The sequence below is a fragment of the Pseudomonas fluorescens genome (assembly GCF_001708445.1).
Taxonomy (GTDB): domain Bacteria; phylum Pseudomonadota; class Gammaproteobacteria; order Pseudomonadales; family Pseudomonadaceae; genus Aquipseudomonas; species Aquipseudomonas gorinensis.
In genome coordinates this window covers 1,075,561-1,101,419 of the sequence record NZ_CP015637.1, presented here as the reverse complement: position 1 = coordinate 1,101,419, position 25,859 = coordinate 1,075,561, and the positions used below count along the sequence as shown (strand labels likewise).

The 25,859-nt window shown below is 61.4% G+C and carries 20 protein-coding genes and 1 pseudogene; 20 read left to right on the top strand and 1 reads right to left on the bottom strand.

Features of this window, described 5'->3' with window-relative positions; genetic code table 11:
* Positions 1–72 precede the first annotated feature (72 nt).
* Positions 73–1,197, bottom strand: a complete 1,125-nt coding sequence (locus A7317_RS04860; protein WP_024073561.1) for a polysaccharide deacetylase family protein — start codon at positions 1,195–1,197, stop codon at positions 73–75.
* Between the two features lie 229 nt (positions 1,198–1,426).
* On the opposite strand from A7317_RS04860, the gene yaaA reads away from it, so the two are divergent.
* The 20 genes and pseudogenes from yaaA to A7317_RS04760 all read left to right on the top strand — a co-directional run bounded on the left by yaaA (position 1,427) and on the right by A7317_RS04760 (position 25,851).
* A complete protein-coding gene (gene yaaA, locus A7317_RS04855) occupies positions 1,427–2,206 on the top strand; it encodes a peroxide stress protein YaaA (protein ID WP_024073560.1) in 780 nt (259 codons plus the stop codon).
* 827 nt (positions 2,207–3,033) lie between these two features.
* Positions 3,034–4,350, top strand: a complete 1,317-nt coding sequence (locus A7317_RS04850; protein WP_024073559.1) for a nucleotide sugar dehydrogenase — start codon at positions 3,034–3,036, stop codon at positions 4,348–4,350.
* Between the two features lie 83 nt (positions 4,351–4,433).
* The gene (gene alg8, locus A7317_RS04845) at positions 4,434–5,915 is read left to right on the top strand and encodes a mannuronan synthase (protein WP_162163588.1); all 1,482 of its coding nucleotides are present in this window, start codon (positions 4,434–4,436) and stop codon (positions 5,913–5,915) included.
* 38 nt (positions 5,916–5,953) lie between these two features.
* Positions 5,954–7,120, top strand: coding sequence for an alginate biosynthesis protein Alg44 (locus A7317_RS04840; RefSeq protein WP_069075296.1), 1,167 nt, complete (start codon positions 5,954–5,956; stop codon positions 7,118–7,120).
* A gap of 2 nt (positions 7,121–7,122) precedes the next feature.
* On the top strand, positions 7,123–8,514 hold the full coding sequence (algK, locus tag A7317_RS04835; protein WP_069075295.1) for an alginate biosynthesis TPR repeat lipoprotein AlgK: 1,392 nt from the start codon (positions 7,123–7,125) through the stop codon (positions 8,512–8,514).
* A complete protein-coding gene (locus A7317_RS04830) occupies positions 8,511–9,998 on the top strand; it encodes an alginate export family protein (RefSeq protein WP_069075294.1) in 1,488 nt (495 codons plus the stop codon). The genes algK and A7317_RS04830 overlap by 4 nt, the downstream gene beginning before the upstream one ends.
* Positions 9,998–11,587: a mannuronan 5-epimerase AlgG gene (gene algG / locus A7317_RS04825; protein WP_024073554.1), complete on the top strand. Its 1,590-nt coding sequence runs from the start codon at positions 9,998–10,000 to the stop codon at positions 11,585–11,587. Before A7317_RS04830 ends, algG begins: the two co-directional genes overlap by 1 nt.
* An 11-nt stretch (positions 11,588–11,598) precedes the next feature.
* On the top strand, positions 11,599–13,047 hold the full coding sequence (locus A7317_RS04820) for an alginate O-acetyltransferase (protein WP_041161102.1): 1,449 nt from the start codon (positions 11,599–11,601) through the stop codon (positions 13,045–13,047).
* 8 nt (positions 13,048–13,055) lie between these two features.
* A complete protein-coding gene (locus tag A7317_RS04815) occupies positions 13,056–14,165 on the top strand; it encodes a mannuronate-specific alginate lyase (RefSeq protein WP_102625057.1) in 1,110 nt (369 codons plus the stop codon).
* 211 nt (positions 14,166–14,376) lie between these two features.
* Positions 14,377–15,909, top strand: coding sequence for an MBOAT family O-acyltransferase (locus A7317_RS04810; protein ID WP_024073551.1), 1,533 nt, complete (start codon positions 14,377–14,379; stop codon positions 15,907–15,909).
* Positions 15,910–15,920: 11 nt separating this feature from the next.
* A complete protein-coding gene (locus A7317_RS04805) occupies positions 15,921–17,105 on the top strand; it encodes an alginate O-acetyltransferase (protein ID WP_024073550.1) in 1,185 nt (394 codons plus the stop codon).
* Positions 17,106–17,121: 16 nt separating this feature from the next.
* Positions 17,122–17,778 (top strand): alginate O-acetyltransferase AlgF, encoded by a 657-nt coding sequence (locus A7317_RS04800; protein WP_024073549.1) that lies wholly within the window; start codon positions 17,122–17,124, stop codon positions 17,776–17,778.
* A 220-nt stretch (positions 17,779–17,998) separates the two neighbouring features.
* Positions 17,999–19,450: a mannose-1-phosphate guanylyltransferase/mannose-6-phosphate isomerase gene (locus tag A7317_RS04795; protein WP_024073547.1), complete on the top strand. Its 1,452-nt coding sequence runs from the start codon at positions 17,999–18,001 to the stop codon at positions 19,448–19,450.
* A gap of 263 nt (positions 19,451–19,713) precedes the next feature.
* On the top strand, positions 19,714–20,178 hold the full coding sequence (locus A7317_RS04790; protein WP_024073546.1) for a hypothetical protein: 465 nt from the start codon (positions 19,714–19,716) through the stop codon (positions 20,176–20,178).
* Between the two features lie 14 nt (positions 20,179–20,192).
* A complete protein-coding gene (locus tag A7317_RS04785) occupies positions 20,193–21,005 on the top strand; it encodes an SDR family oxidoreductase (RefSeq protein WP_024073545.1) in 813 nt (270 codons plus the stop codon).
* Complete coding sequence (locus A7317_RS04780; protein WP_024073544.1) at positions 21,006–21,407, top strand: hypothetical protein; 402 nt, start codon at positions 21,006–21,008, stop codon at positions 21,405–21,407. It abuts the gene before it with no gap.
* A 308-nt stretch (positions 21,408–21,715) separates the two neighbouring features.
* Positions 21,716–23,062 (top strand): efflux transporter outer membrane subunit, encoded by a 1,347-nt coding sequence (locus A7317_RS04775; protein WP_236646001.1) that lies wholly within the window; start codon positions 21,716–21,718, stop codon positions 23,060–23,062.
* Positions 23,062–24,192: an ABC transporter permease gene (locus A7317_RS04770; RefSeq protein ID WP_024073542.1), complete on the top strand. Its 1,131-nt coding sequence runs from the start codon at positions 23,062–23,064 to the stop codon at positions 24,190–24,192. Before A7317_RS04775 ends, A7317_RS04770 begins: the two co-directional genes overlap by 1 nt.
* A gap of 109 nt (positions 24,193–24,301) precedes the next feature.
* Positions 24,302–24,952 (top strand): annotated as a pseudogene (locus A7317_RS04765) (ABC transporter ATP-binding protein); the annotation flags it as partial.
* The gene (locus A7317_RS04760; protein WP_024073540.1) at positions 24,949–25,851 is read left to right on the top strand and encodes an HlyD family secretion protein; all 903 of its coding nucleotides are present in this window, start codon (positions 24,949–24,951) and stop codon (positions 25,849–25,851) included. The pseudogene A7317_RS04765 and the gene A7317_RS04760, both read left to right, overlap by 4 nt.
* The last annotated feature ends 8 nt before the right edge of the window (positions 25,852–25,859 follow it).

The following is a 25,859-nucleotide window of genomic DNA, read 5'->3' as shown; positions in this document are numbered from 1 at the left end:
CCTGCATCGAAATGTCGCACAAAATTTCCCCGTAAACGCCTCATCCCCAACAGGGCCGGGCACTTCATCTTTTCAGCGAAACGCCTCGTGGCAGTCCTGCCAGCCCAGGCCACTTTGCGCCGTTGCCTGCAGCAACAGCGGCAATGCCACCCGCGCCTTGTCCTGGGTGTCGTGAAACACAATCACCCCTTTGCGCCACAACAGCATCAGCGTCAGTACCCGTTGCGCCGACTCATCGGCCTTGAGTTTGCCCGGCTCGTCCTGGGAGTCGATGTCCCACAACGCCACCTGCAGGCCCTGGGCCTGGAAGAAGCCCTGGCTGTCCGCACGCCGCTGAGCGTAGGGCGGGCGAAACAGCGGTACGTAGTTTTCCGGCATCAGGTTCTGCGCCAGCGATGCACTGCGGGTGATCGAACTCTGCCAGTCGACCCAATGGCTGTGGGAACGGTACTGCCACCCCTGGATGCCGACGCACTGGCCCTGGTACAGCGCCTGCACATCGGCAGCCGAACTACGCTCCACACGGTTTTGCAGGCTGCTGCCGAGCACGAAGAAGGTGGCATTCATCTTCTGCTTGCGCAGGTACTCGGTAAGCCAGTCGGTATTGCCACTGACCGGTGCCGGCCCGCCGTCGAAGGTCAACAGGAACAGGCGGTCGTTGAGTTCATCGCCATTGCGCTCGTGATCACCGAAACGCGCGACTTCGCTGCTGATCTGCGGGAACAGCGCGGCCTTGCGCAGCAGCTCGTCCAGATAACGCTCATGGAAAACATGGCTCGGGCCGGCCCAGCCTATATAGAAGGAGTTTTCGCCGACTTCGAACTTGCCCGCCTGCTCGCGCAGATCGTCCATGTTTTCCACCAGGTAGCAGAACGAGGCATCTTCCTCACAGCTCTGCTGGGCGAAGGTGTAGTTCTCCAGCAAGCGCCGCCAGAGCTGGCGACGCAGGTCATCGATGGCCGCCAGGTTGATGATCTTCAACCCCAGGCGCTGCTTGAGCGCCGCGTCATCCTGGGCTTCGCTGGCGATCAGGCTATGGGCAAACATCAGGATTTCCGCACGCGAAGCCACATCGAACAGCGCCGGGCTGCTGAGCTTTTCGGGCCAGGTGCCACGGTCCAGGCTGGCTACATCCACCGGCGCCGCTTGGGCGCTCATGCAGAACAGGCAAGCGGATAATAAAAGCGCAATTCGCACCAGGGTCTCCTTCTCCAGAGTCGTCGCGCACTATAGCCGATCATTGCAGGAGCGAGCTTGCTCGCGAAATACGTTAACGCTGACGCGGGCATCCTGAATCAACGCGGTGTCTTTTCGTTTTTCGCGAGCAAGCTTGCTCCTACAGAAATCGAGGCATCTATGGGTTTCATAGGTGGAGTCAAAACGCCGCAACCCCTAGAATCCGCGCACGATTACAGGAGACGACTTCATGCTGATGGTGATTTCCCCCGCCAAAACCCTCGACTTCGAGTCAAAGCCGGTCACTGCGCGCTTCACCCAGCCGCAATACCTGGACCATTCCCAGGAACTGATCGAGCAACTGCGTCAGCTGAGCCCGGCGCAGATCAGCGAATTGATGCACGTGTCCGACAAGATCGGCGGCCTCAACGCCGCCCGCTTCGGCAGCTGGATCCCGGCCTTCACCCCAGAGAATGCCAAGCAGGCCTTATTGGCGTTCAAGGGCGACGTGTACACCGGCCTCAACGCCGACACCTTCAGCGATGCCGACTTCAGCTACGCCCAGGACCACCTGCGCATGCTCTCGGGCCTGTACGGCCTGCTGCGCCCCCTGGACCTGATGATGCCGTACCGCCTGGAGATGGGCACCAAGCTCGCCAACGCCCGTGGCAAGGACCTGTACGCCTTCTGGGGCACGCGCCTCAGCGAGTGGCTCAACCAGGCGCTGGCCGAACAAGGCGATGACGTGCTGCTCAACCTGGCATCCAACGAGTATTTTTCGGCGGTCAAGCGCACCGCCCTGAACGCGCGGATCATCAATACCGAGTTCAAGGACCTGAAGAACGGCCAGTACAAGATCATCAGCTTCTACGCGAAAAAGGCCCGGGGCATGATGAGCCGTTTCGTGATCCAAGAGCGTATCAATGACCCGGCCCAGCTCAAGCAGTTCGAGGTGCAGGGCTACCGCTTCAATGCAGAGCAGTCCAAGCCGGACAAGCTGGTGTTTTTGCGCGATCACGCACCGGAATAAGGCTTTCGGGCAATGAAATCCACATGTGGGAGGGGCTTGCCCCCTCACACATTTTGGGTGCATTTCAGATCAGGAATAGCCAATTTTTTGGCGTCAAAAAATATTCTGACACTTCTCTAAAATTTCTTTCACTCGACATTCGTCATTTTTTTTCGTAGTGGCACCCCACTTTTTAATTACTAGTGGCAAAAAACTATCCCCGCGCGCCAACTCCCCGTAACTACTGGCCCAAATAGCAAGTGCTATCAATATAGTACCAGTGCCATCTTTGCCAATATTTCAAGAAATTTCCGGAAACAGGATGAGTGGCCCGGAACTTCGTCCTAAAGCACCGCTCATACCACCGGTAACGAAATTCTCTGTTTCTGTAAGAGATGACTTACATGGCCGACCAACGGAAGTAGCGAAGTTGTCACATTGAACTTTGACTCAGGGGTCACTTTACCAACCGATTAGTTAAGAGCGGCGACAAGGATGAATTGCCACGCACTATAGGCCAAGGCTGTGCTTACCCTAATGGGTCAGTGAGATAACCCAAGGCATTGATATTTAAAGGCTTGTAGCCTTTATCAAAGCCCTGCGGCACTGACGCCAGGCCCTTCTCCCAGGAAGGCTGGCTGCATTTGAGGGCAGGCCCCAATAACAAGGCCAAGTTGCGCACAACTTGAGTGCAATAGTTAGTCACTCGTTATTCAACATGCCTGTACGCGGCAAGTCGGCGTCTATTCGCCCAACTTTCGCGGCATTTGTGACGCTTGCAAACATGAACTCCGGCCATCTAATGGCATGTTTTAAATACCGTCTTCAATGACAAAGAGGTAATTGCGATGCGCATCAGCATATTTGGTTTGGGTTACGTCGGCGCAGTCTGTGCCGGTTGCCTGTCTGCCCGTGGCCACGAAGTGGTGGGCGTAGACATCTCCAAGGAAAAGATCGACCTGATCAATGCCGGTAAATCGCCGATCGTTGAGCCGGGTCTGGGCGAACTGTTGAGCCAAGGCATCGCAAACGGTCGCCTGCGCGGTACGACCAACTTCGCCGAAGCGATTCGCGATACGGACCTGTCGATGATTTGCGTCGGCACGCCCAGCAAGAAAAACGGCGACCTGGAACTCAACTACATCGAATCGGTATGCCGCGAGATCGGTTTTGTCCTGCGTGACAAGACCACCCGCCACACCATCGTGGTGCGCAGCACCGTATTGCCGGGCACCGTCGCCAACGTGGTGATCCCGATCCTCGAAGACTGCTCCGGCAAGAAAGCCGGCATCGACTTCGGTGTCGCGGTCAACCCGGAATTCCTGCGTGAATCCACCGCCATCGCCGACTACGACCTGCCACCGATGACCGTTATCGGCGAGTTCGACAAAGCTTCCGGCGACGTCCTGCAGTCGCTGTACGAAGAACTCGACGCTCCGATCATCCGCAAGGACATCGCCGTCGCCGAGATGATCAAGTACACCTGCAACGTGTGGCACGCCACCAAGGTGACCTTCGCCAACGAGATCGGCAACATCGCCAAGGCCGTCGGCGTCGATGGTCGCGAAGTGATGGAAGTGGTCTGCCAGGACAAGACCCTCAACCTGTCCCAGTACTACATGCGCCCAGGCTTCGCGTTCGGCGGCTCCTGCCTGCCCAAAGACGTGCGTGCCCTGACTTACCGCGCCAGCTCCCTGGACGTCGACGCGCCACTGCTCAACTCGCTGATGCGCAGCAACGAATCCCAGGTACAGAACGCCTTCGACATCGTCGCCGGCCACGACAAACGCAAAGTCGCCCTGCTGGGCCTGAGCTTCAAGGCCGGTACCGACGACCTGCGCGAAAGCCCGCTGGTAGAACTGGCCGAGATGCTGATCGGCAAGGGTTACGACCTGAGCATCTACGACAGCAACGTCGAATACGCCCGTGTGCACGGTGCGAACAAAGATTACATCGAAGGCAAGATCCCGCACGTGTCGTCCCTGCTCAATTCGGACTTCGACGACGTGATCAACAACTCCGACGTGATCATCCTCGGCAACCGTGACGAGAAGTTCCGTGCCTTGGCGCATAACGCGCCGGATGGCAAGCAAGTGGTCGACCTGGTGGGCTTCATGTCCAAAGCCACCAGTGTGAGCGGCCGCACCGAAGGTATTTGCTGGTAACAGCGACGGCAAGTTCCGGGCTGCAAGCGTCTTCATCCCCAGCGCTTGCAGCCGGGAACCTCCTTCCCTTCCGGATGACGCTTATGTCCAAGTTAAAACATGTACTACTGCAATCCGCCGGCTGGCTGCTGTTCCTCAGCCTGCTGATGGGACTCGCCCTGCTGCTGCCGGCGAGTACATTCGACTCGGAGTCGAAGAATTTTATTTTCCTGATTGGCGCCGTCGGTATCTGGCGCTACTCGATGGGTGCGACGCATTTCTTTCGCGGCATGCTGTTCCTGTACGTGGTCTACCCCCACCTGCGCCGCAAAGTGCGCAAGCTGGGCAAAGCCGCAGACCCGTCCCATGTGTTCCTGATGGTCACCAGCTTCCGTATCGACGCGCTGACCACAGCCCAGGTGTACAGCTCGGTGATTCGCGAGGCCATCGAGTGCGGCTTCCCCACCACCGTGGTCTGCTCGCTGGTGGAAATGTCCGATGAGCTGCTGGTAAAGAGCCTGTGGGAACGCATGAACCCGCCTGACCACGTCAAGCTCGACTTCGTGCGCATCGCCGGTACCGGCAAGCGCGACGGCCTGGCCTTCGGCTTTCGCGCGATCTCCCGCCACCTGCCGGACGAACGTGCCGTGGTCGCCGTGATCGATGGCGACACCGTGCTTGCCGAAGGCGTCGTGCGCAAGACCGTGCCGTGGTTCCAGCTGTTCGACAATGTCGGCGGCCTGACCACCAACGAGTTCTGCGAAGTCCGTGGCGGCTACATCATGAGCGAGTGGCACAAACTGCGCTTCGCCCAACGTCACATCAACATGTGCTCCATGGCCCTGTCCAAGCGCGTACTGACCATGACCGGGCGCATGTCGGTGTTCCGTGCCAGCGTCGTCACTGACCCGGGCTTTATCGCCGATGTGGAAAGCGACTCGCTGCAACACTGGCGCCTGGGCCGCTTCAAGTTTTTGACCGGCGATGACAAGTCCAGCTGGTTCAGCCTGATGCGCCTGGGCTACGACACGTTCTACGTGCCGGACGCCGCGATCAATACGGTGGAACACCCGCCGGAAAAGAGCTTTATCAAGGCCAGCCGCAAGCTGATGTTCCGCTGGTACGGCAACAACCTGCGCCAGAACTCCCGTGCCCTGGGCCTGGGCGTACGTCGGTTGGGCCTGTTCACCAGCGTGGTGCTGTTCGACCAGCGCGTGTCGATGTGGACCTCCCTGCTCGGCCTGACCGTGGCGATCATCGCCACCTTCAAGTACGGCGGCGCGTTCATCCTCGCCTACCTGCTGTGGATCGGCATCACCCGCCTGATCCTCACCCTGCTGCTGTCGTGCTCCGGCCACAAGATCGGCCCGGCCTACCCGGTGATTCTCTATTACAACCAGATCATGGGCGCGCTGGTGAAGATCTACGTGTTCTTCCGCCTTGATCAACAGTCCTGGACCCGCCAGGACACCAAACTGACCCGCGATTTGGCCAGCTTTCAACGTTGGTTCAACACCTGGTCGTCTCGGACCATGACCTTCTCCGCCGGCAGCATCTTCGTCGCCGTGTTGCTGATGATGGTCTGACCCTGCCAAGCCTGAATTAACTCTAGGAAATTGCCCTGATGAACAGCCAAGTAAACGCCAACGTTGTCCACGAATCCGAAGCCCAGCGCCAACATGCCCGGGTCAAAATCCCGGCCAAGCTGCGCTTCTTCAACACTGACCGCACCCAGACCGAAGCACGCGTGATCGACCTGTCCGCCGGCGGCCTGGCGTTCACCGCCACCCAGCCATTGACCGTGGGTGAAGTGCACAAGGGCCGCCTGCAATTCGTCATCGATAACCTCGGCCTGGCCATGGATGTGGAGTTGCAGATTCGCTCCTACGACCGCCAGAGCGGCCGTACCGGTTGCCAGTTCCAGAACCTCGACGCCCAGGATATTTCCACCCTGCGCCACCTGATCACCTCGCACTTGTCCGGCGACATCGTGACCATGGGTGATGTGCTCGCCACCCTGCAACGCGACAACTTCACCAAGGCCCGCAAGGTCAAGGATGGCGGCAGCAACATGAGCGCCTCCGGCCGCCTGCGCGCCGTGACGTTCAGCCTGGCGATCTTCCTCGTGGGCCTGGCGGCGTTCGGGTTTGTCTTCAAGTCGCTGTACGGCATGTACTTCGTTACCCACGCCCAGGCGGGCCTGGTCAGCGTACCCGGCATGAACGTGACCATGCCGCGCGACGGTACCGTGCAAAGCCTGCTCAAAGGTGATGCGGTTGCGGCCAAGGGCGCACCACTGGCCACCTTCAGCACCAGCATGCTCGACGTACTCAAGGGCCACCTCGACGAAGACCAGCTGCAACCGGCCAAGGTCGAAGAACTGTTCGGCAAGCAAATGACCGGCACCCTGACCTCCCCATGCGACTGCGTCGTGGCCCAGCAACTGGTGGCCGACGGTCAGTACGCCAGCAAGGGCGATGTGATCTTCCAACTGGTGCCACGCGGCAGCCTGGCCAATGTGGAAGCACGCTTCACCTATCGCCAGTTCGCCGACGTACGCCCTGGTACCCCGGTGAGCTTCCAGGTCGCCGACGAAGAGCAGGTCCGCACCGGCACCATCGTCAGCAGCACCAGCCTGAACAGCGCCGACCTGTCCTCCGACATTCGTGTGCAGATCAAGCCGGATGCTCCCCTGGACAGCACCTACGCCGGCCGCCCGGTAGAAGTGACCAGCGACCGTGGCCCCTCCCTGAACTGGCTGATCGATAAAGCCATGGCAGCAGGTCTTTAATCATGAGCGCCCTTCGAACCCTACCGGTGCCCCTGGCGCTGGCCATCGCCCTCGCCGGTTGCGCCGGCCTGCCCGACCAACGCCTGGCCAATGAAGCGCTCAAGCGTGGCGATACCGTCACCGCGCAGCAGAATTACCAGCAACTGGCAGACCTGGGTTACAGCGAGGCCCAGGTGGGCCTGGCCGACATCCAGGTAGGCACCCGCGATCCGGCGCAAATCAAACAGGCCGAAGCCACCTACCGCGCAGCGGCGGATACCTCGCCGCGTGCCCAGGCCCGTCTCGGTCGCCTGCTGGTGGCCAAGCCAGGCTCTACCGAGGCCGAACACCATGAAGCCGAAGGCCTGTTGAAAAAAGCCTTTGCCAATGGCGAAGGCAACACCCTGATCCCGCTGGCGATGCTGTACCTGCAATACCCGCACAGTTTCCCCAACGTGAATGCCCAGCAGCAGATCAACAAATGGCAGGCGGCCGGTTACCCGGAAGCCGGTCTGGCCCAGGTGCTGCTGTATCGCACCCAGGACACCTACGACCAGCACCTGGATGACGTAGAGCGCATCTGCAAAGCCGCGCTGAACACCACCGACATCTGCTACGTCGAACTGGCCACGGTCTACCAGAAAAAAGCCGAGCCGGAAAAACAAGCCGAGCTGCTCAAGCAAATGGAAGCCGGCTACAGCCGTGGCACCGTCACCGCACAGCGCGTCGACAGCGTCGCCCGCGTGCTGGGCGATGCAACCCTGGGCAAGACCGACGAGAAGACCGCCCAGGCCCTGCTGGAAAAAATCGCCCCCGGCTACCCCGCTTCCTGGGTCAGCCTGGCGCAACTGCTCTACGACTTCCCGGAACTGGGCGACGTCGACCAGATGATGAAGTACCTGAACAACGGCCGCGCCGCCGACCAGCCGCGCGCCGAGCTGTTGCTGGGCAAGCTCTACTACGAAGGCAAGTGGGTGCCGGCGGACGCCAAGGCGGCCGAAGCGCATTTCGAAAAAGCCGTAGGCAAGGAAGTGGCCGCCGATTACTACCTCGGCCAGATCTACCGCCGTGGCTACCTGGGCAAGGTGTACTCGCAAAAAGCCCTGGACCATTTGCTCACCGCCGCGCGTAACGGCCAGAACAGCGCCGACTTCGCCATCGCCCAATTGTTTTCCCAAGGCAAGGGCACCAAGCCCGACCCACTGAACGCCTATGTCTTCAGCCAGTTGGCTAAAGCCCAGGACACGCCAGAGGCCAATGAGTTGGCGACGCAGCTCGAAGCCCCGCTGACGCCGGAACAACGCGCCGAAGGCCAACGCCTGGTGCAACAGGAACTGGCCGCGCGCGGCACCCTGGCCCAAAGCACGCTGCAACTGCACGCCCTGCAAGAAGAAGACGGCGAGGAATCCCTATGAAGCTCAATCCATTCGTGCAGGCCGGCATCGGCCTGACCTTTGCCCTGCTGTGGTCGTGCCCGACCCTGGCCGCACTGACTGAAACCAAGAATTTCGGCATGGACGTTAAAATCACCGGCCAGTCCGAAGACGACCGCGACCTGGGCACCCAGAAAGGCGGCGACGTCAACGGCATCGGCCTCGACCTGCGCCCGTGGATCTACGGCGAAAGCGGCAACTGGAGCGCCTATGCCATGGGCCAGGCGGTTGCTTCGAGCGACATTATCGAGACCGACACCCTGCAACAGTCGGCGGATGACGAAAACCAGCAAACCACCAACGACGACCGCAAGACCAAGAAAAACTACTTGGCCATGCGCGAATTCTGGGTCGGCTACAGCGGCTTCACGCCCTACCCTGGCGAGATCCTCAAGCTCGGTCGCCAACGCCTGCACAATGACGACGGCCAATGGCGCGACACCAATATCGAAGCGCTGAACTGGACCTTCGACACCACCTTGCTCAAGGCCAATGTCGGCGCAGCCGAACGCTTCAGCGAATACCGCACCGACCTCAAGGAACTGTCGCCCGAGGACAAGGACCGCCAGCACTTCTACGCCGACGCGTCCTACCAGTGGACGCCGGGGCAGTGGATCGGCCTGCGCGGTCACCATACCCATGACGACGGCAAGCTCGACTATCCCGAGCCGGGCGTGCCCACCGACTCGTTGGACAAGCGCGAAAACGGCGACCTGACCTGGCTTGGCATCGAAGCCAACAGCGACGCCTACAACTGGCGTAACACCAACACCGTCAACTACTGGGCCAGCGTCACCGGCATGCAGGGCAACCGCGACACGGTCAATGCCTTGAACGCCGACGGCACCCGCCCGACCAACGCCAAGCGCAGCGATGACCTGAATGGCTGGGCCACCGACCTGGGTGTGCGCCTGCGCCTTGACCCGCAGTGGCAAGTGGGCGCCGCCTATTCGCGTGCCAGTGCCGAATACGAGCAGAACGGCCTGCAAAGCAACCGTTCGAACTGGACCGGTACCCAGTCCCGCGTCCACCGTTTCGGCGAAGCATTCCGCGGCGAAATGAACAACATGCAGTCCATGAGCCTGTTCGGTTCCTGGCAGCTGCGCGAGGACTATGACGCCAGCCTGGTGTACCACAAGTTCTGGCGCGTCGACGGCAACAAGCCGGTCGGCAGCAACGGCATCGACGCCGTGCAGAACAACACCGATGACGTGACCGGCGCGATCCTGTCCAGCACGTCCCTGCCCCTGGAAGACGGCAAGAAAGACCTGGGCCAGGAGATGGACCTGGTGGTCACCAAGTACTTCAAGACCGGCCTGCTGCCGGCTGGGCTCAGCCATTCGATCGACGAACCGTCGACCCTGGTGCGCTTGCGTGCAGGTGTGTTCAAACCGGGCGACGCCTATGGCAGCCAAGTCGACTCGTACATGCATCGCGCCTTTGTCGACGTGATTTGGAAGTTCTGATGGGAGCCCGCGCAATGATTGCTCACCCCTTCACAGGCAGATGCCTGCTGGTGACCGCGATGCTGATGGCCAGTGCCACAGCGTTCGCCGATACCGCGCAGCCGGTCAAGGCGCCGACCATCGCCAAAGAACTGCAACAGGCCAAGACCTACACCATCTCCAGCCCGCCGACCGCGCCGCTGGAAATGGCCAAGCCTGCCCTGCCGGACCTGTCGGGCTACACCGCCGCGGCGATGGAAAAGAAAATCGTCAGAACCAAGCCGGGCAAGATCAGCATCCGCCGCATGATGCAGGAAGACGCCCTGAAGGACTTCATCGGCGGCGACAACAAGATGGCCGAATGGGTGGTGCGCCAGCACGGCATTCCCCAGGCCATTTTTGTCGACGACGGCTACATGAACCTCAAGGACCTGCTGGGTAAAGTGCCCAAGCAGTACCTGAGCGAAACCTCGCCGGGCGTGTTCCTGGCCAAGCTGCCGATCGTGGTCGGGCGCAAGGGCATCCTGGAAATCGACAAGAAGACCCAGGAGCTGCGCCTGTCCCAGGAAGCCGGCTCGTTCCTGATCAACGACGGCCAACTGTTTGTGCGCGATACCAAGGTCACCGGCTGGAGCGAAAAAGCCAATGGCCCGGCGCTGTTCACGTCGCCCAAGGCGTTCCGCCCGTTCCTGCTGTCCTGGGGCGGCACCGAGACCTACATCTCCAACACCAAGATGGCCAGCTTCGGCTACGCCAACAGTAAGTCGTACGGGGTGAGTATTTCCCAATACACGCCGAACATGGCCAAGGTACTCAAGCGTCCTGAGCCGACCGGCTGGATCATCGACTCCGAGTTCTCGGACATGTGGTACGGCTTCTACTGCTACGAGACCACGGGCTTTGTGCTCAAAGGCAACACCTATAAAGACAACATCGTCTACGGCATTGACCCCCATGACCGTTCCCACGGCCTGATCATCGCGGACAACACCGTCTACGGCACCAAGAAGAAGCACGGCATCATCATTTCCCGGGAAGTGAACGACAGCTTCATCTTCAATAACCGCAGCTACGACAACAAGCTGTCGGGGCTGGTGATCGACCGTAACAGCGTGAACAACCTGATCGCCGACAACGAGATCTACCGCAACCACACCGACGGCATCACCCTCTATGAGAGCGGCGACAACCTGCTGTGGGGCAACAAGGTGATCAGCAACCGTCGTCACGGCATCCGGGTCCGTAACAGCGTGAACATCAAGCTGTACGAAAACACCTCGATGGCCAACGGCCTGACCGGCGTGTACGGCCACATCAAGGATTTGACCGACACCGACCGCGACATCGCCCTCGACCCGTTCGATGCCAAGGTCTCGCTGATCGTGGTCGGCGGTGAGCTGGCCGGTAACGGCAGCGGACCGCTGTCGATCGACTCGCCGTTGAGTATCGAGCTGTATCGCGTGTCGATGCTGGCGCCGACCAAATCCAGCGGCATCAGCTTCTCCGGCGTGCTGGGCGATCGTCAGGAAGAAATTCTCGACCTGCTGGTGCGCCAGCAGAAAGCCGTGCTGATCGACCCTGTCGAACGCCAGACCGAAATGCAGGACTGAGGATGACCCTTATGCACCCACACATGATCAAACTGCTGAGCCTCTCGGGTCTGACCCTCGGCCTGCTCGCGGCCAGCCAGGGCGTACGCGCCGATGAAATCAAGGCGCCGACCTTTACCGCCGAACCGTGCTGCAGCCTGTGCCCGGCCGCCCATGACGCGAAGAACTACACCACGCGCTACCAGCAGAACTTCACCACCCTGGTACAAGCCCAGGGCGACTGGCTGTTCCGTACCCAGGAAGACCTGCGCACCGAATTCGACACCAGCCCCGCCGGCTACAAACGCATGCAACAACTGCACGATGCGTTCAAGGCCAAAGGCGTGGAACTGGTGGTGGTCTACCAGCCGACCCGTGGCCTGGTGAACCGCAACAAGCTCAACCCGGCAGAAAAAGCCTCGTTCGATTTCGACAAGGCCCTGAGCAACTACAAGACCATGCTCGGCCGCTTCGCCAAGATGGGCTACGTGGTGCCGGACTTGTCGCCGTTGACCAACGAGCAACTGCCGGACGAATTGCCGGCCCACGATTTCTACTTCCGTGGCGACCAGCACTGGACCCCCTATGGCGCCCAGCGCACCGCGAAAATCGTCGGTGCCAAAGTGCGCGCGATGCCGGAGTTCGCCGATATTCCCAAGCGTGAGTTCGAGACCAAGCGCTCCGGACGCATGGGCAAGACCGGTACCCTGCACAACATGGCCGGGCAACTGTGCGGCACCAGCTACGCGATCCAGTACATGGACCAGTTCACCACCGAGCCCAAGGGCGAAGCGGGCGACGGCGACCTGTTCAGCGATTCGGGCAACCCGCAGATCACCCTGGTCGGCACCAGCCACAGCGGCAAGAACTACAACTTCGCCGGCTTCCTCGAAGAGGAAATCGGTGCCGACATCCTCAACGTCGCCTTCCCCGGCGGTGGTTTGGAAGGTTCGATGATCCAGTACCTGGGCAGCGATGAATTCCAGAAAACCCCACCGAAAATCTTGATCTGGGAATTCTCGCCGCTGTATCGCCTCGACCAGGAAACCATCTACCGCCAGATGATGGCGCTGCTGGACAACGGCTGTGAAGGCAAGACCGCGCAGATGAGCGCCAGCACCACCTTGAAACCCGGCAAGAACGAATTGCTGGTTAACAGTTCGAACAAAGACCTGCGCAATGCCAACCATCAGGTCGATATCCGCTTCGCCGATCCCTCGGTGAAAACCTTGCAAGCCACCCTCTGGTACATGAACGGGCGCCACGAGGACATCAAGATCGAGAAACCCGAAACATCCGATACAGACGGGCGTTTCGCCTTTGAACTGCGCACCGATGAAGACTGGGCCTCGCAGAACTTGCTGGCCGTGGAAGTGCAGGGCCCCGAAGCGGGCGCTGCCGCGCAGAAGGTCGAAGCGAAAATTTGCACACGCAACGTATTCCCAAGCGGCGGTCAGAAGACTGCCTCACTCGGGCAATGAGGTTACCTATGCAGAAGTTACTGATTCCATCGTTACTGGGCCTGGCGATCTTCGCCGGCGCGGCCAGCGCCGCCGCGCCACTGCGTCCACCCCAGGGCTACTTCGCACCGATTGAAGCGTTCAAGACCGGCGATTTCAAGAATGACTGCGATGCCATGCCCACGCCGTACACCGGCCCGCTGCAATTTCGCAGCAAGTACGAAGGCTCCGACAAGGCCCGCTCCACGCTGAATGTGCAGTCGGAAAAAGCCTTTCGCGACAGCACCGCCGACATCACCAAGCTGGAAAAAGACACCAGCAAGCGCGTGATGCAGTTCATGCGCGACGGTCGTCCGGAGCAGTTGGAATGCACGCTCAACTGGTTGACCAGCTGGGCCAAGGCTGACGCGTTGATGTCCAAGGACTTCAACCACACCGGCAAGTCCATGCGCAAATGGGCACTGGGCAGCATGGCCTCGGCCTATGTCCGCCTGAAGTTCTCCGACTCGCATCCGCTGGCCAACCACCAGCAGGAATCGCAACTGATCGAAGCCTGGTTCAACAAGCTGGCGGACCAGGTGGTCAGCGACTGGGACAACCTGCCGCTGGAAAAAACCAACAACCACTCCTACTGGGCCGCCTGGTCGGTGATGGCAACCTCCATCGCCACCAACCGTCGCGACCTGTTTGATTGGGCCGTGAAGGAATACAAGGTCGGCGTCAACCAGGTCGATGACCAGGGCTTTTTGCCCAACGAGTTGAAGCGTCAGCAACGCGCCCTGTCGTACCACAACTACGCGCTGCCGCCGCTGTCGATGATCGCCAGTTTTGCCCTGGTCAACGGGGTTGACCTGCGCCAGGAAAACAACGGCGCGCTCAAGCGCCTGGGCGACAAGGTGCTGGCCGGGGTCAAGGATCCAGAGATCTTCGAACAGAAGAACGGCAAGGAACAGGACATGAAGGATCTCAAGGAAGACATGAAATTCGCCTGGCTCGAACCCTTCTGCACCCTCTACACCTGCGCGCCGGATGTACTCGAACGCAAGCACGGGATGCAACCGTTCAAGACCTTCCGCCTCGGCGGCGACCTGACCAAGGTCTACGACCCAGCACACGAAAAAGGCAACAAAGGTTCCTGAGCGAAACACAACTCACCTGTAGGAGCGAGCTTGCTCGCGAAGGACTCACAGGCACCGCGTCTCTTCAGGTGCCACGCGTCATCGTTAACGACCTTCGCGAGCAAGCTCGCTCCTACAGGGGGGCGCGAATGCAATACAACCTCCCCCGACATCGTGGGGGGTTTGGGGGGGCTCTGGCCCTTGACTGTTGGTTAAACATGGAGAGATCGGGATGGTTTTCTCGTCCAATGTGTTCCTGTTTCTGTTCTTGCCGATCTTTCTCGGCTTGTACTACTTGAGCGGGCAACGCTATCGCAATCTGCTGCTGCTGATTGCCAGCTACGTGTTCTACGCCTGGTGGCGAGTGGACTTCCTGGCGCTGTTCGCGGCCGTCACGCTGTGGAACTACTGGATCGGCCTCAAGGTTGGTGCAGCCGGCGTGCGTACCAAGCCGGCCCAACGTTGGCTGCTGCTTGGCGTGGCCGTCGACCTGTGCATCCTCGGCTACTTCAAGTACGCCAACTTCGGTGTCGACAGCATCAACGTGATGATGAAGTCGGTGGGTCTCGAGCCGTTCATCCTCACCCACGTGCTGCTGCCGATCGGGATCTCGTTCTACATCTTCGAGTCCATCAGCTACATCATCGACGTGTACCGTGGCGATACCCCGGCGACGCGCAACCTCATCGACTTTGCGGCGTTCGTGGCGATCTTCCCGCACCTGATCGCCGGCCCGGTGTTGCGTTTCCGCGACCTGGCCGACCAGTTCAATAACCGCACCCATACCCTCGACAAGTTCTCCGAGGGCTGCACGCGGTTCATGCAGGGTTTCATCAAGAAGGTGTTTATCGCCGACACCCTGGCGGTGGTGGCGGACCATTGCTTTGCCCTGCAAAACCCCACCACCGGCGACGCCTGGCTTGGCGCGCTGGCCTATACCGCGCAGCTGTACTTCGACTTCTCCGGCTACAGCGACATGGCCATCGGCCTGGGCTTGATGATGGGTTTCCGCTTCATGGAAAACTTCAAGCAGCCGTACATCAGCCAGTCGATCACCGAGTTCTGGCGGCGCTGGCACATCAGCCTGTCGACCTGGCTGCGTGACTACCTGTACATCACCCTGGGCGGCAACCGCAAAGGCACGCTGACCACTTACCGCAACCTGTTCCTGACCATGCTGCTCGGTGGCCTGTGGCACGGTGCGAACATCACCTACATCGTGTGGGGTGCCTGGCACGGCATGTGGCTGGCGATTGAGAAAGCCATCGGCCTCAACACCGCACCACGCAGTTTCAATGTTGTCCGTTGGGCCTTCACCTTCCTGCTGGTGGTGATGGGCTGGGTCATCTTCCGCTCCGAAAACCTGCATGTGGCCGGCCGTATGTACGGCGCGATGTTCAGCTTTGGCGAGTGGTCGCTCTCGGAACTCAACCGCGCCAACCTCACGGGCCTGCAAGTGGCAACCCTGGTGGTGGCGTACGCAACCCTGGCGTTCTTCGGCCTGCGCGACTTCTACACCAACCGCCCCGCCGAAAAAACCAAGCCGGCAGACCCAAGCCTGATCAAGGCCGTGCCTGGCGATGACCCGGGCAGCATCCACCAGCCTGGTTTCACCGTGGGTAAAGACGCCGCTGTGCAACCGGCCTACTGGACCGCTGACTGGCCACGCTACGCCATGCGCGCCGCGGTGCTGCTGCTGTTCGTGGCATCGATCCTGAAACTATCGGCGCAGAGCTTCTCGCCGTTCCTTTACTTCCAATTCTGAGGGAGCCGACCATGACCCGTTCATTCCGCGTCCTCTATATCGCACTGTTCCTGCTGGTGCTGCTGGCCCTGGGCGCCTGGTCGATGCGCAGTTTCTTCGGCTTCAGCACCAACGCTGATGCGACCGTGCTCAACGGTCGCTGGACCAAGGCCGTCGAGACGCACTACGACGACCAGTTCCCGATCAAGCGCATCGGCACCAACCTCTGGGCCGCGCTGGACTACAAGCTGTTCAATGAAGGCCGCCCTGGCGTGGTGCTGGGTCGCGATCACTGGCTGTACAGCGACGAGGAGTTCAACCCCGCCGTCAACGAAGACCAGAACCTGGAAGGCAACTACGCCCTGGTCGAAGGCGTGCGCCAGAAACTCAAGGCCCAAGGCATTGAGCTGGTGATGGCGATCATTCCGGCCAAGGTACGCCTGTACCCGGAACACCTGGGCGAAGTGAAACCGGCAAGTATCCACGCCAACCTGTACCAGGACTTCCACGCCCGTGTCGCCGCCGACCACATCATCGCCCCCGACCTGCTGGGCCCGCTGCAACAGGCCAAGCTGGGCGGCAAGCAAGTGTTCCTGCGTACCGACACCCACTGGACCCCGGACGGCGCCGAAATCGCCGCCAAGCAGTTGGCTAAAACCATTGCCGACAAAACCCCACTGAACGGCGAACCGCAGCGCTTTGTCACCGAAGCCGAAAAGACCGAACCGCATAAAGGCGACCTGCGTCTGTTCCTGCCCCTGGACCCACTGTTCGAAAACCTGATGCCACCGAAGGAGCCGTTGGAAAAACGCGTGACGCACCTGGCCGAAACCAAGGGCGACGACGCACTGTTCACCGACAGCGAAACCCCGGTAGCACTGGTGGGCACCAGCTACAGCGCCAACCCCAACTGGAACTTCGTCGGTGCGCTCAAGCAAGCCCTGGGCAGCGACGTGGTCAGCTACGCCGAAGACGGCCACGGCCCGATCCTGCCGATGCTCAGCTACCTGAAAAGTGACGACTTCAAGAACAGCCCGCCACAAGTGCTGATCTGGGAGTTTCCTGAACGTTATCTGCCCGTGAACAACGAAATCGGTGATGCCGACCCATCGTGGGTTGCGCAACTTAAACAAGCCGGTTCGCGCCAACAAAACATGGCACTGAACACCCCAGTTAAACACCAAAAATCCGAGACGCCCGACCGGGCGCAAAACTGAAAGAGAGGTAACTCACATGACTTTCACTACTACTCCGCGTCGTCTCGCCAAGACCCTGGCACTGGTTGCCGGCATGAGCGTTGTATCGATGTCTGCCTTCGCCGGTGGTGACGCCGCCCTGTACGGCCCTGTCGCACCGAAAGGCTCCAGCTTCGTGCGCGTCTATAACGCCTCCAACCAGGAAGTCAGCGCGACAGTTGGCAGCACCAACCTCAACGAAGTGGCCCCACTGGCCAGCAGCGACTTCAGCTTCATGCCCGGCGGCGACTACAGCGCCAAGGTCGGCAGCCAGACCGTACCGGTCAAGCTCGCCGCCGATCACTACTACACCCTGGTCAACAACAGCAGCGGCCAGCCTCAGCTGATCGAAGAACCGCCGTTCAAGAACAAGCAGAAATCCCTGGTGCGCGTACAGAACCTCAGCGACAAGGCCCTGACCCTGAAAACCGCTGACGGCAAGACCGAAGTGGTCAAGTCCGTGGCGGCCAAGGGCCGTGGCGAGCGTGAAATCAACCCGGTGAAGGTGAGCCTGGCGTTGTATGACGGTGACAAGAAAGTCGGCGATGTGAAGCCGGTTGCGTTGGAGCGCGGTGAGGCAGCGGTGCTGTACGTCACCGGCTCCGGCAGCAGCCTGTCGCCAGTGTGGGTGAAACGCCCCGTGTCGACCCGCTAACTATTTCCCGGACTGACGCCCCCCCACTGTAGGAGCGAGCTTGCTCGCGAAAATCGCCAATGATGACGCGGAAATTCTGGATGTACGCGGTGTCTGGGAGTTCTTCGCGAGCAAGCTCGCTCCTACAGAGGACAGAGGCGTCAGTTCGGACCGAGACAAAAACAAGAGTGAAACGACAAACCTTCGTAGCTCTGACCCAAATTGATTCAAGGAGAAACACATGATCCCAGTAATCCTTTCCGGTGGTAGCGGCTCACGTCTTTGGCCGCTTTCCCGTAAACAGTTCCCGAAACAATTCCTGGCTCTGACCGGCGAGCACACGCTGTTCCAGCAAACCCTGGAACGCCTGGTATTCGAAGGCATGGACGCGCCGATCGTGGTCTGCAACAAAGACCACCGTTTCATCGTCAACGAGCAACTGAGCGCGCGCAAGCTGGAAAGCCAGCGCATCCTGATGGAACCCTTCGGCCGCAACACCGCGCCGGCCGTGGCCCTGACCGCGATGATGCTGGTCAACGAAGGCCGCGACGAATTGATGCTGGTCCTGCCCGCCGACCACGTGATCGACGACCAGAAAGCCCTGCAACGCGCCCTGGCCCTGGCCACCGTGGCTGCCGAGCGAGGCGAGATGGTGCTGTTCGGCGTGCCGGCGACCCGCCCGGAAACCGGCTATGGCTACATCAAGTCCACCAACGATTCGCTGCTGCCCGAAGGCGTGAGCCGCGTGCAACAGTTCGTGGAAAAACCCGATGAAAAACGCGCCATCGAGTTCGTCAAAAGCGGCGGTTACTTCTGGAACAGCGGCATGTTCCTGTTCCGCGCCAGCCGTTTCCTCGAAGAGCTGAAAAAACACGATCCGGACATCTACGACACCTGCGTGCTGACCCTGGAACGCAGCGAGCAGACCGCCGATACCGTGACCTTCGACGAAGCCACCTTCGCCTGCTGCCCGGACAACTCCATCGACTACGCCGTGATGGAAAAAACCCAACGCGCCTGCGTGGTACCGCTGAGTGCCGGCTGGAGCGACGTGGGTTGCTGGGCCTCGCTGTGGGCGGTCAACGATAAAGACATCAACGGCAACGTTACCAAGGGCGACGTCGTGATCCAGGACAGCAAGAACTGCATGATCCATGGCAACGGCAAGCTGGTATCGGTGATCGGCCTGGACAACATCGTGGTAGTGGAAACCAAGGACGCGATGATGATTGCCCACAAGGACAAGGTCCAGGGCGTCAAGCAGATGGTCGCGACCCTCAACGAACAGGGCCGCAGCGAAACCCAGAACCACTGCGAAGTCTACCGTCCGTGGGGCTCCTACGACTCTGTGGACATGGGCGGGCGCTTCCAGGTCAAGCACATCTCGGTCAAGCCGGGCGCATGCCTGTCGCTGCAGATGCACCACCACCGCGCCGAACACTGGATCGTGGTCAGCGGCACGGCGGAAGTGACCTGTGACGAGAACGTGTTCCTGCTCACCGAGAACCAATCCACCTACATCCCGATCGCCTCGGTGCACCGCCTGCGCAACCCGGGCAAGATCCCGCTGGAGATCATCGAAGTGCAATCGGGCAGCTATCTGGGCGAAGACGATATCGAGCGGTTTGAAGATATCTACGGTCGCTCGACGCCGGTTGAACGTGGCGTGTCGGTGAAAACTATCGCGCAGTAAAACAGTCGTACAAGAAGCCCTCGCCCAACCCATTGCGTCCCCTATCCGCAGTGGGTTGGGTGGGGGCTTTTTGTTTGGGATTTGTGCTGGCTGTGAGGGCCTCATCGGGGGCAAGCCCCCTCCCACCTTTGATCTGTGAATACATTCAAGTGTGGGAGGGGGCTTGCCCCCGATGAGGCCCACCCGGCCACCACAGCACTCAAGGTAGCCAATCCCACCTACGCTTAAGTTAGGATGCTCGTTCCCTATTCGAGGTGGTCTCCATGTTCTTCGGCGTTCTCCTGATCATCACCTGGTTGATCCTCCTGCTGCGCTACCCGGCCAAGGCGCTGCCGGTATCGCTTGCCGCCGCTGCCGGCCTGGGCCTTGTCGCGGTCTGGGTGGTCTGGCTGGACAACCGCGAAGCCTCGCAACTGGCGCGCCTGGAGTTGCGCATCAGCTACGCGCCGCAGGAATGCCCCGCCGACCGCCCACTGAAACTGACCCTGAACAACGGCAACGACGTACCGCTGACCGAACTGCGCTGGCGCGTCGCCGCCTATGCGCCGGGTGACACGGTCAACCTGGCCGATAACGTCTACGCGGCCCCCCGCTATCGTGGCCCCGGCGAGTTGCAGGCCGGCGCCACCTGGGACGACTGCCTGCCCACCCCGCCCCTGCGCCCCGGCTATCGCCCGCAAACCCTGGAATTTCGCGCCGAGCACCTGCAAGGCAGTTTCTCGGACTGACAAAGGACTGATCCATGCCCAACGTACTGATCACCGGTTGCTCCAGCGGTATTGGCCGCGCCCTGGCCGATGCCTTCAAATCCGCCGGCTTCAACGTGTGGGCCAGCGCCCGCCGCCCGGAAGACGTCACCGCCCTCGCCGCCGCGGGTTTCAATGCCGTCGAACTCGACGTCAACGACAGCGCCGCATTGCAGCGCCTGGCCGAACAACTGGGCGAGCTGGATGTGCTGGTCAACAACGCCGGCTACGGCGCCATGGGCCCGCTGCTCGACGGTGGTACCGAGGCGATGCAGCGCCAGTTCGAGACCAATGTATTTGCCCTCGTCGGCGTGACCCAGGCGCTGTTCCCGGCCCTGCGCCGCAGCAAAGGCCTGGTGGTGAATATCGGCAGCGTTTCCGGCGTATTGGTCACGCCGTTCGCTGGCGCCTACTGCGCCTCCAAGGCGGCGGTGCATGCGCTGAGCGATGCATTGCGCATGGAACTGGCGCCGTTTGGCATCCGCGTGATGGAAGTGCAGCCCGGCGCCATTAATACAAGCTTTGCAAAAAACGCCGGGGCCCAGGCTGAGCTGTTGATCAACGAACAATCGCCGTGGTGGCCGTTGCGCGAGGGTATCCGGGCACGCAGCCAGGCCTCCCAGGACAAGCCCACCCCGGCCAGCGTGTTTGCAGCGGATGTGCTCAAGGCCGTGCAACAACCACAGCCGCCGCGCCTGTTGCGCGCGGGCAATGGCAGTCGGGCGTTGCCGTTGATGGCGGCGTTGTTGCCCAAAGGATTATTGGAAACCGTGTTGAAAAAACGCTTTGGTTTGAATAGGAGTTTGTAAATGATCGACTACAGCGACTTTTTCGAGGAAGTGATCCAGACCCACGTCGAGATCGAACAGTGGTTTGCCGGCGTGGCACCTGAAGACACCCTGCAGAGGCTGCTCGCGCGCTTCTCGCCGGAGTTCAGCATGATTGCGCCCTCCACCGGCACACGCATGAACGCGGCAGGGGTCAAGTACCTGTTCACCCGCCTGGGCGGGCAGCGGCCAGGGTTGAAGATAACCTTGAGCGAACTGATCGGCATTGACCGGCATGCACGCGGCGCCGTCGTCAGTTACCGCGAACATCAGATCGACGACAGCGGCACCCAGACCGATCGCCGGGCCACGGTGGTATTCGAGAAACAGGCCAGCGGCGCGCTGTTGTGGCGTCATTTGCACGAGACGTACTGCCAGGCCTGAACCCACAGGCAACACCCCGCCAATACGCGCGCAAGCTCCCCCCACGCTTGCGCGCGCAGCCCATCGCCCTGAGCCCCCCTCATGGGTGTCAATACAATTTCGCTACAGAACTGAACGGACACTCTCGATAGAGTCACGCGCTGACTTCTGACGCAACGCGCTCAGACCTCATGCCTGCTTGTCGTTGATCGCTGTCCGCATCGATTCAGCACAGCCGTTCCGGTACCTCTTGGGTGACCCCTATCAAGCCTTCAAACACATCGCGCGCCTGTCGGACGCTGCTCACACTGTCACTGGGGTTAACTGCGGTGACAGGCTGTTCGGTCGCGCCTCTGCCCGCGTTGAAACCGCCCGCGCCCGAGGCATGGCGCAACGCACCGTCCCCTCTGGCGCCGGCCAGGCCCGACCTCAATCGGTGGTGGCAGGCATTCAATGATCCTGAACTCGATACCCTGGTGGATCAGGCACTGCAAAACAACCTCGACGTCGCCGCCGCAGTCGAGCGCCTGCGGGCTGCGCGTGTGTTGAGCCAACATGCGCAAGCCCCCTATCTGCCCTCGCTCGGGGTCAAGACCCACGACGCGATAAGCCCGGACACCAGCAGTTCGTACTTCTTGATCGGCTTCGATGCGCAGTGGGAACTGCCACTGTTCGGGGCCAGGCAGAGCGCGGATCGCATCGCTGAGGGTAACCAGGCGCTGGTGGCCGCCGACTTGCGCAGCGTCCAGGTGTCGCTGGTCGCCGAGGTCACCCGGCAGTGGGTTGAGCTGCGTTCGGCGCAACAAGCCGAACGCGCGCTGACGGCCATTCGTGACGCGCAGCAGGAAAAACTGGCGCTGCTGCGTGTGCGCGAGCAGCTTGGCCTGGCGCCGCACGCTGACGTGGCGGACGCCGAGGCTGAACTGGCGCGGGCCGAGAGGCAACTGAGCGCGCCACAACAACAGATCCAACGCCATGTGCAGCAGTTGGCGCTGTTGGCCGGTCGCCCCGGGCCCGACCCTCGCTGGCTGAAGCCCGGACCACAGCCCGCACTCGGCCAATGGCAACTCAACAGCGTGCCGGCGGACCTGCTGCGCACACGCCCGGAAATTACCAACGCCGAGGCCGAGGTGCTCGTGGCCGCCGGGGAGTTGGGGATGAGCCGTGCCGATATCTACCCGCACCTCAGCCTGGGCGCCTCATTGCAGTGGTCGCTGAACATTGCCAGCAACCGCAAGCACACGCCCAACGGCAACAGCATTTTCTCCGCAGGGCCGGGGATCAGTATCCCGTTGTTCGACTGGGGCCAACGTGTCGCCACCGCGCGCGCCAAAGGCCACCTGTTGCAGGCCGCGGTTCTGGCTTATCGCCAGGCGGTGTTGCAAGGCGTCGCCGAAGCCGAAATCGCCCTGAGTGACCTCGAACAAACGCGCCTGCGCGAGCACGCCTCGCGCCAGGCCCAGAGGGCGACACAGACCCACCTGGAGGCCTTGCAACACCGGGCACGCCTGGGGCTCATGAGCCCACTGGAGCTGACGACCGCCAACGTGCAGGCGCTCCAAACCATGCAACAGGCCGACAGCGCAAGCACCGAACGGGACATCGCCTACATCGCGCTTTATAAAGCCCTGGGCGGCGCGCCGTTACCGAACCCGACCTTGAAGGATGCTGACTGATGGTGGCGCTTGCCCGTCTGACACTGGTCCACGAATGGCGGCGCTTCCTGCCCGCGATGATTGCCGTGGGCTTCGCGGGGTTGCTGCAGTTGCTCCAGGCCGCGCTGGTGCTGGGTATTTTCGGCAGTGCCAGCGTCTATATCACCGGCTCTACGGCTGACCTCTGGGTCGGTTACCCCGGCACGCAAAGCGTCAACCTCGGGAGACCGATCGATGCGGGCGTGGAAATGCGCCTGCGCATGGACGCCGACGTACTGCGCGTCGAGTCGTTTCGCTGGGTCGACGCCGATTGGCGCGGTGCGCGAGATACCGGTGGCGTGTCGGTGTTTGTCAGCGGCATCGACGCCGGGCCAGACGGCCTGATGTTTGCGCGCGCCCTGCCGACGGCACTGCGCGCCCGCCTGGCCGAGCCCGGCGCGGTGATCGTTGACCGCGCCGACCTGAGCACCCTCGGCGTGAACCTGGGGGACGCCGCGACCATCAACGGGCAACGTGTGCGCGTGGTGGGCGTCACCAGCGGCCTGCGCGCGCTGGGCGGGGTCAACGTGCTGGCGTCGCTGGCCACTGCCCGACAGCTCGACACCACCACGGCAGCGGACCGCATTACCTACCTGGTGGCCAAAGTGCGCGATCCGGCTCAGGCAGGCGCTGTTGCCGCGCGCCTGAGCGACGGCCGCGCGTTCGGCAACTACGCGGTATGGACCGCAAAACAGTTCGCCCAACGCTCGCAGATGTATTGGATGTTCGACACCGGTGCCGGGGCCGGCGTGCTGTTTCTGGCCGCGATTGTGTTCCTGGTGGGCGCGGTCATCACCAGCCAGACGCTGGTCGCCGCCGTCGTGGGTTCCATCCGCGAGTACGCCACCTTGAACGCCCTTGGCGTCGGCGTGAACGCCCTGCGCAAAGTGGTCATGGAGCAGGCTTTCTGGGTCGGGGCACTGGGGCTGCTGGGCAGTTCGGTGCTCGCCGGCCTGTTCTTCGCCCTGGCGGCGCACTACAACGTGCCGGTGCAGCTCTCGCCCGTCGCGGCCGTAGCCTGCCTGTTCCTGAGCATGCTCCTGGCACTTGTGTCGGGCCTGGCGGCCATCCGCACCTTACGCCATGCCGACCCGGCCAGCCTTCTGAGATAGCACTGCCATGAGCCTCCTGACATCCGCCCCACCCTTCACCCTGCAAGCCAGCAATATCAGTAAATCATTCACCTCGGGGCGGGTCGTAACCCCAGTGCTGCATGACATTAGCTTGGCGATACGACCCGGCGAGCTGACCCTGATCTCAGGTCCGTCCGGTTGTGGCAAAAGCACGCTACTGGCGATTCTCAGCGGCTTGCAGCAGCCCGACCGTGGCAGCGCATCGGCCCTGGGGCACGACCTTTCAAGCCTCGACACGCGGGCCCTGGAGTATTTTCGCCTGCGGCACACCGGCTTCATATTCCAGGGGTTCAACCTGTTTCCAGCCTTGACGGCGCAGCAACAGGTCGAACTGCCCTTGAGCTACCTGGGGCTGCCGAGCACGGAAGTCCGAGCACGCGCCATCGAGGCGCTGGAGGATGTCGGGCTGGGCCCGCGCATGAAACTGCGCCCGGCCGAATTGTCCGGCGGCGAAAAGCAGCGCGTAGCCATTGCACGCGCCGTGGCGAAGGCCCCCGAGTTGTTGTTCGCCGACGAACCGACCAGCGCCCTCGATGCGGCCAACGGTCAAATCGTGATCGATATTTTGCACCGCATCGCTCGCACACGCGGGACCACGGTGCTGTGCGTCAGCCACGATCCGCGCCTGATCAGTAACTCCGACCGCGTGTTGACCATCGAGGACGGCCGCATTTTGAACGATCAATCCCTTCCCTTCCCACCGGCCGCTACGGTCGGTACCCAGGAACATTCTGTATGAACGCGCGTTCGCTTCGCTCTTGGCTGCTTCTGAATACCGCACTTGTATTGCTGAGCGCCTGCTCCCGTGAAGATGCGCCCCCTCAGCCGACGTCATCGGCCCCCGCCTACCTGGCCGTCGCTCGCGGCCGTATCGATGTGGAAGGCGGTTTGCTCAAGCTCGGCGTGAGCCGCGACGGCGTGGTCGCCGAGATCAAGGTGGCGGAGGGCGAGCAGGTCAAGAAAGGCCAATTGCTCGCCACGTTGGACAGCGAACTGGCACAGCTGGCGGTCAGCGCCGCGCTGACCGAGCAACGACAGGTGCAGACTCAAGCCAAACAGTTGGCAAGGCAGCTTAAGTTTGCCGAGCAGCAGGCCAGCCGCCTGACCGCCGCCGCCAAGGCAGGCGCCGGCGACAGCCAGAGTGCCGATGAGGCCCACGAGGCCGCCGAGCGCTTGCGCGACGAGATTGAAAAGACCCAGACAGACGCTGAAGTCGCGGCGAACAAGCTGACTGCGGCACGCTACGAACTGGCGAAACACAGTCTGCGTGCGCCGGTCGACGCCGAAGTGGTTCGTCGCCTGATTCAACCCGGCGCCGCGGTCTCCGCACAGTCCGGGCCGGCCTTCGTGTTGTTGCCGAACCAGGCGCGTATCGTCAGGGCCGAGCTCAATGAGTCCTTCACCGGCGTGGTGCTCCCCGGGATGAAGGCCGAAGTCACCGATGACAGCGCCGCAGGCTCCGTTGTGCTGTCCGCCCATGTGGTGCGGATCAGCGCGGTACTGGGCAACAGCACCCTGGAAGACGACGCCTTGGTCAGGGCCAATACACGTACGGTTGAATGCATATTGGCGTTCGATCAACCGGCGCCGCAGTCGCTGCGGGTGGGACAACGCATGCTGGTAAGGTTTGGGCCGTAGGTAATGGT

Bases quoted from the DNA above. Each gene is read 5' to 3' on its own strand.
- A7317_RS04770 (WP_024073542.1), top strand. From the start codon at position 23,062: ATGGTGGCGCTTGCCCGTCTGACACTGGTCCACGAATGGCGGCGCTTC.
- A7317_RS04830 (WP_069075294.1), top strand. From the start codon at position 8,511: ATGAAGCTCAATCCATTCGTGCAGGCCGGCATCGGCCTGACCTTTGCC.
- A7317_RS04815 (WP_102625057.1), top strand. From the start codon at position 13,056: ATGCAGAAGTTACTGATTCCATCGTTACTGGGCCTGGCGATCTTCGCC.
- A7317_RS04760 (WP_024073540.1), top strand. From the start codon at position 24,949: ATGAACGCGCGTTCGCTTCGCTCTTGGCTGCTTCTGAATACCGCACTT.
- A7317_RS04840 (WP_069075296.1), top strand. From the start codon at position 5,954: ATGAACAGCCAAGTAAACGCCAACGTTGTCCACGAATCCGAAGCCCAG.
- A7317_RS04795 (WP_024073547.1), top strand. From the start codon at position 17,999: ATGATCCCAGTAATCCTTTCCGGTGGTAGCGGCTCACGTCTTTGGCCG.
- A7317_RS04810 (WP_024073551.1), top strand. From the start codon at position 14,377: ATGGTTTTCTCGTCCAATGTGTTCCTGTTTCTGTTCTTGCCGATCTTT.
- A7317_RS04785 (WP_024073545.1), top strand. From the start codon at position 20,193: ATGCCCAACGTACTGATCACCGGTTGCTCCAGCGGTATTGGCCGCGCC.
- A7317_RS04800 (WP_024073549.1), top strand. From the start codon at position 17,122: ATGACTTTCACTACTACTCCGCGTCGTCTCGCCAAGACCCTGGCACTG.
- algG (WP_024073554.1), top strand. From the start codon at position 9,998: ATGGGAGCCCGCGCAATGATTGCTCACCCCTTCACAGGCAGATGCCTG.
- A7317_RS04790 (WP_024073546.1), top strand. From the start codon at position 19,714: ATGTTCTTCGGCGTTCTCCTGATCATCACCTGGTTGATCCTCCTGCTG.
- A7317_RS04850 (WP_024073559.1), top strand. From the start codon at position 3,034: ATGCGCATCAGCATATTTGGTTTGGGTTACGTCGGCGCAGTCTGTGCC.
- A7317_RS04820 (WP_041161102.1), top strand. From the start codon at position 11,599: ATGCACCCACACATGATCAAACTGCTGAGCCTCTCGGGTCTGACCCTC.
- yaaA (WP_024073560.1), top strand. From the start codon at position 1,427: ATGCTGATGGTGATTTCCCCCGCCAAAACCCTCGACTTCGAGTCAAAG.
- A7317_RS04780 (WP_024073544.1), top strand. From the start codon at position 21,006: ATGATCGACTACAGCGACTTTTTCGAGGAAGTGATCCAGACCCACGTC.
- alg8 (WP_162163588.1), top strand. From the start codon at position 4,434: ATGTCCAAGTTAAAACATGTACTACTGCAATCCGCCGGCTGGCTGCTG.
- A7317_RS04805 (WP_024073550.1), top strand. From the start codon at position 15,921: ATGACCCGTTCATTCCGCGTCCTCTATATCGCACTGTTCCTGCTGGTG.
- algK (WP_069075295.1), top strand. From the start codon at position 7,123: ATGAGCGCCCTTCGAACCCTACCGGTGCCCCTGGCGCTGGCCATCGCC.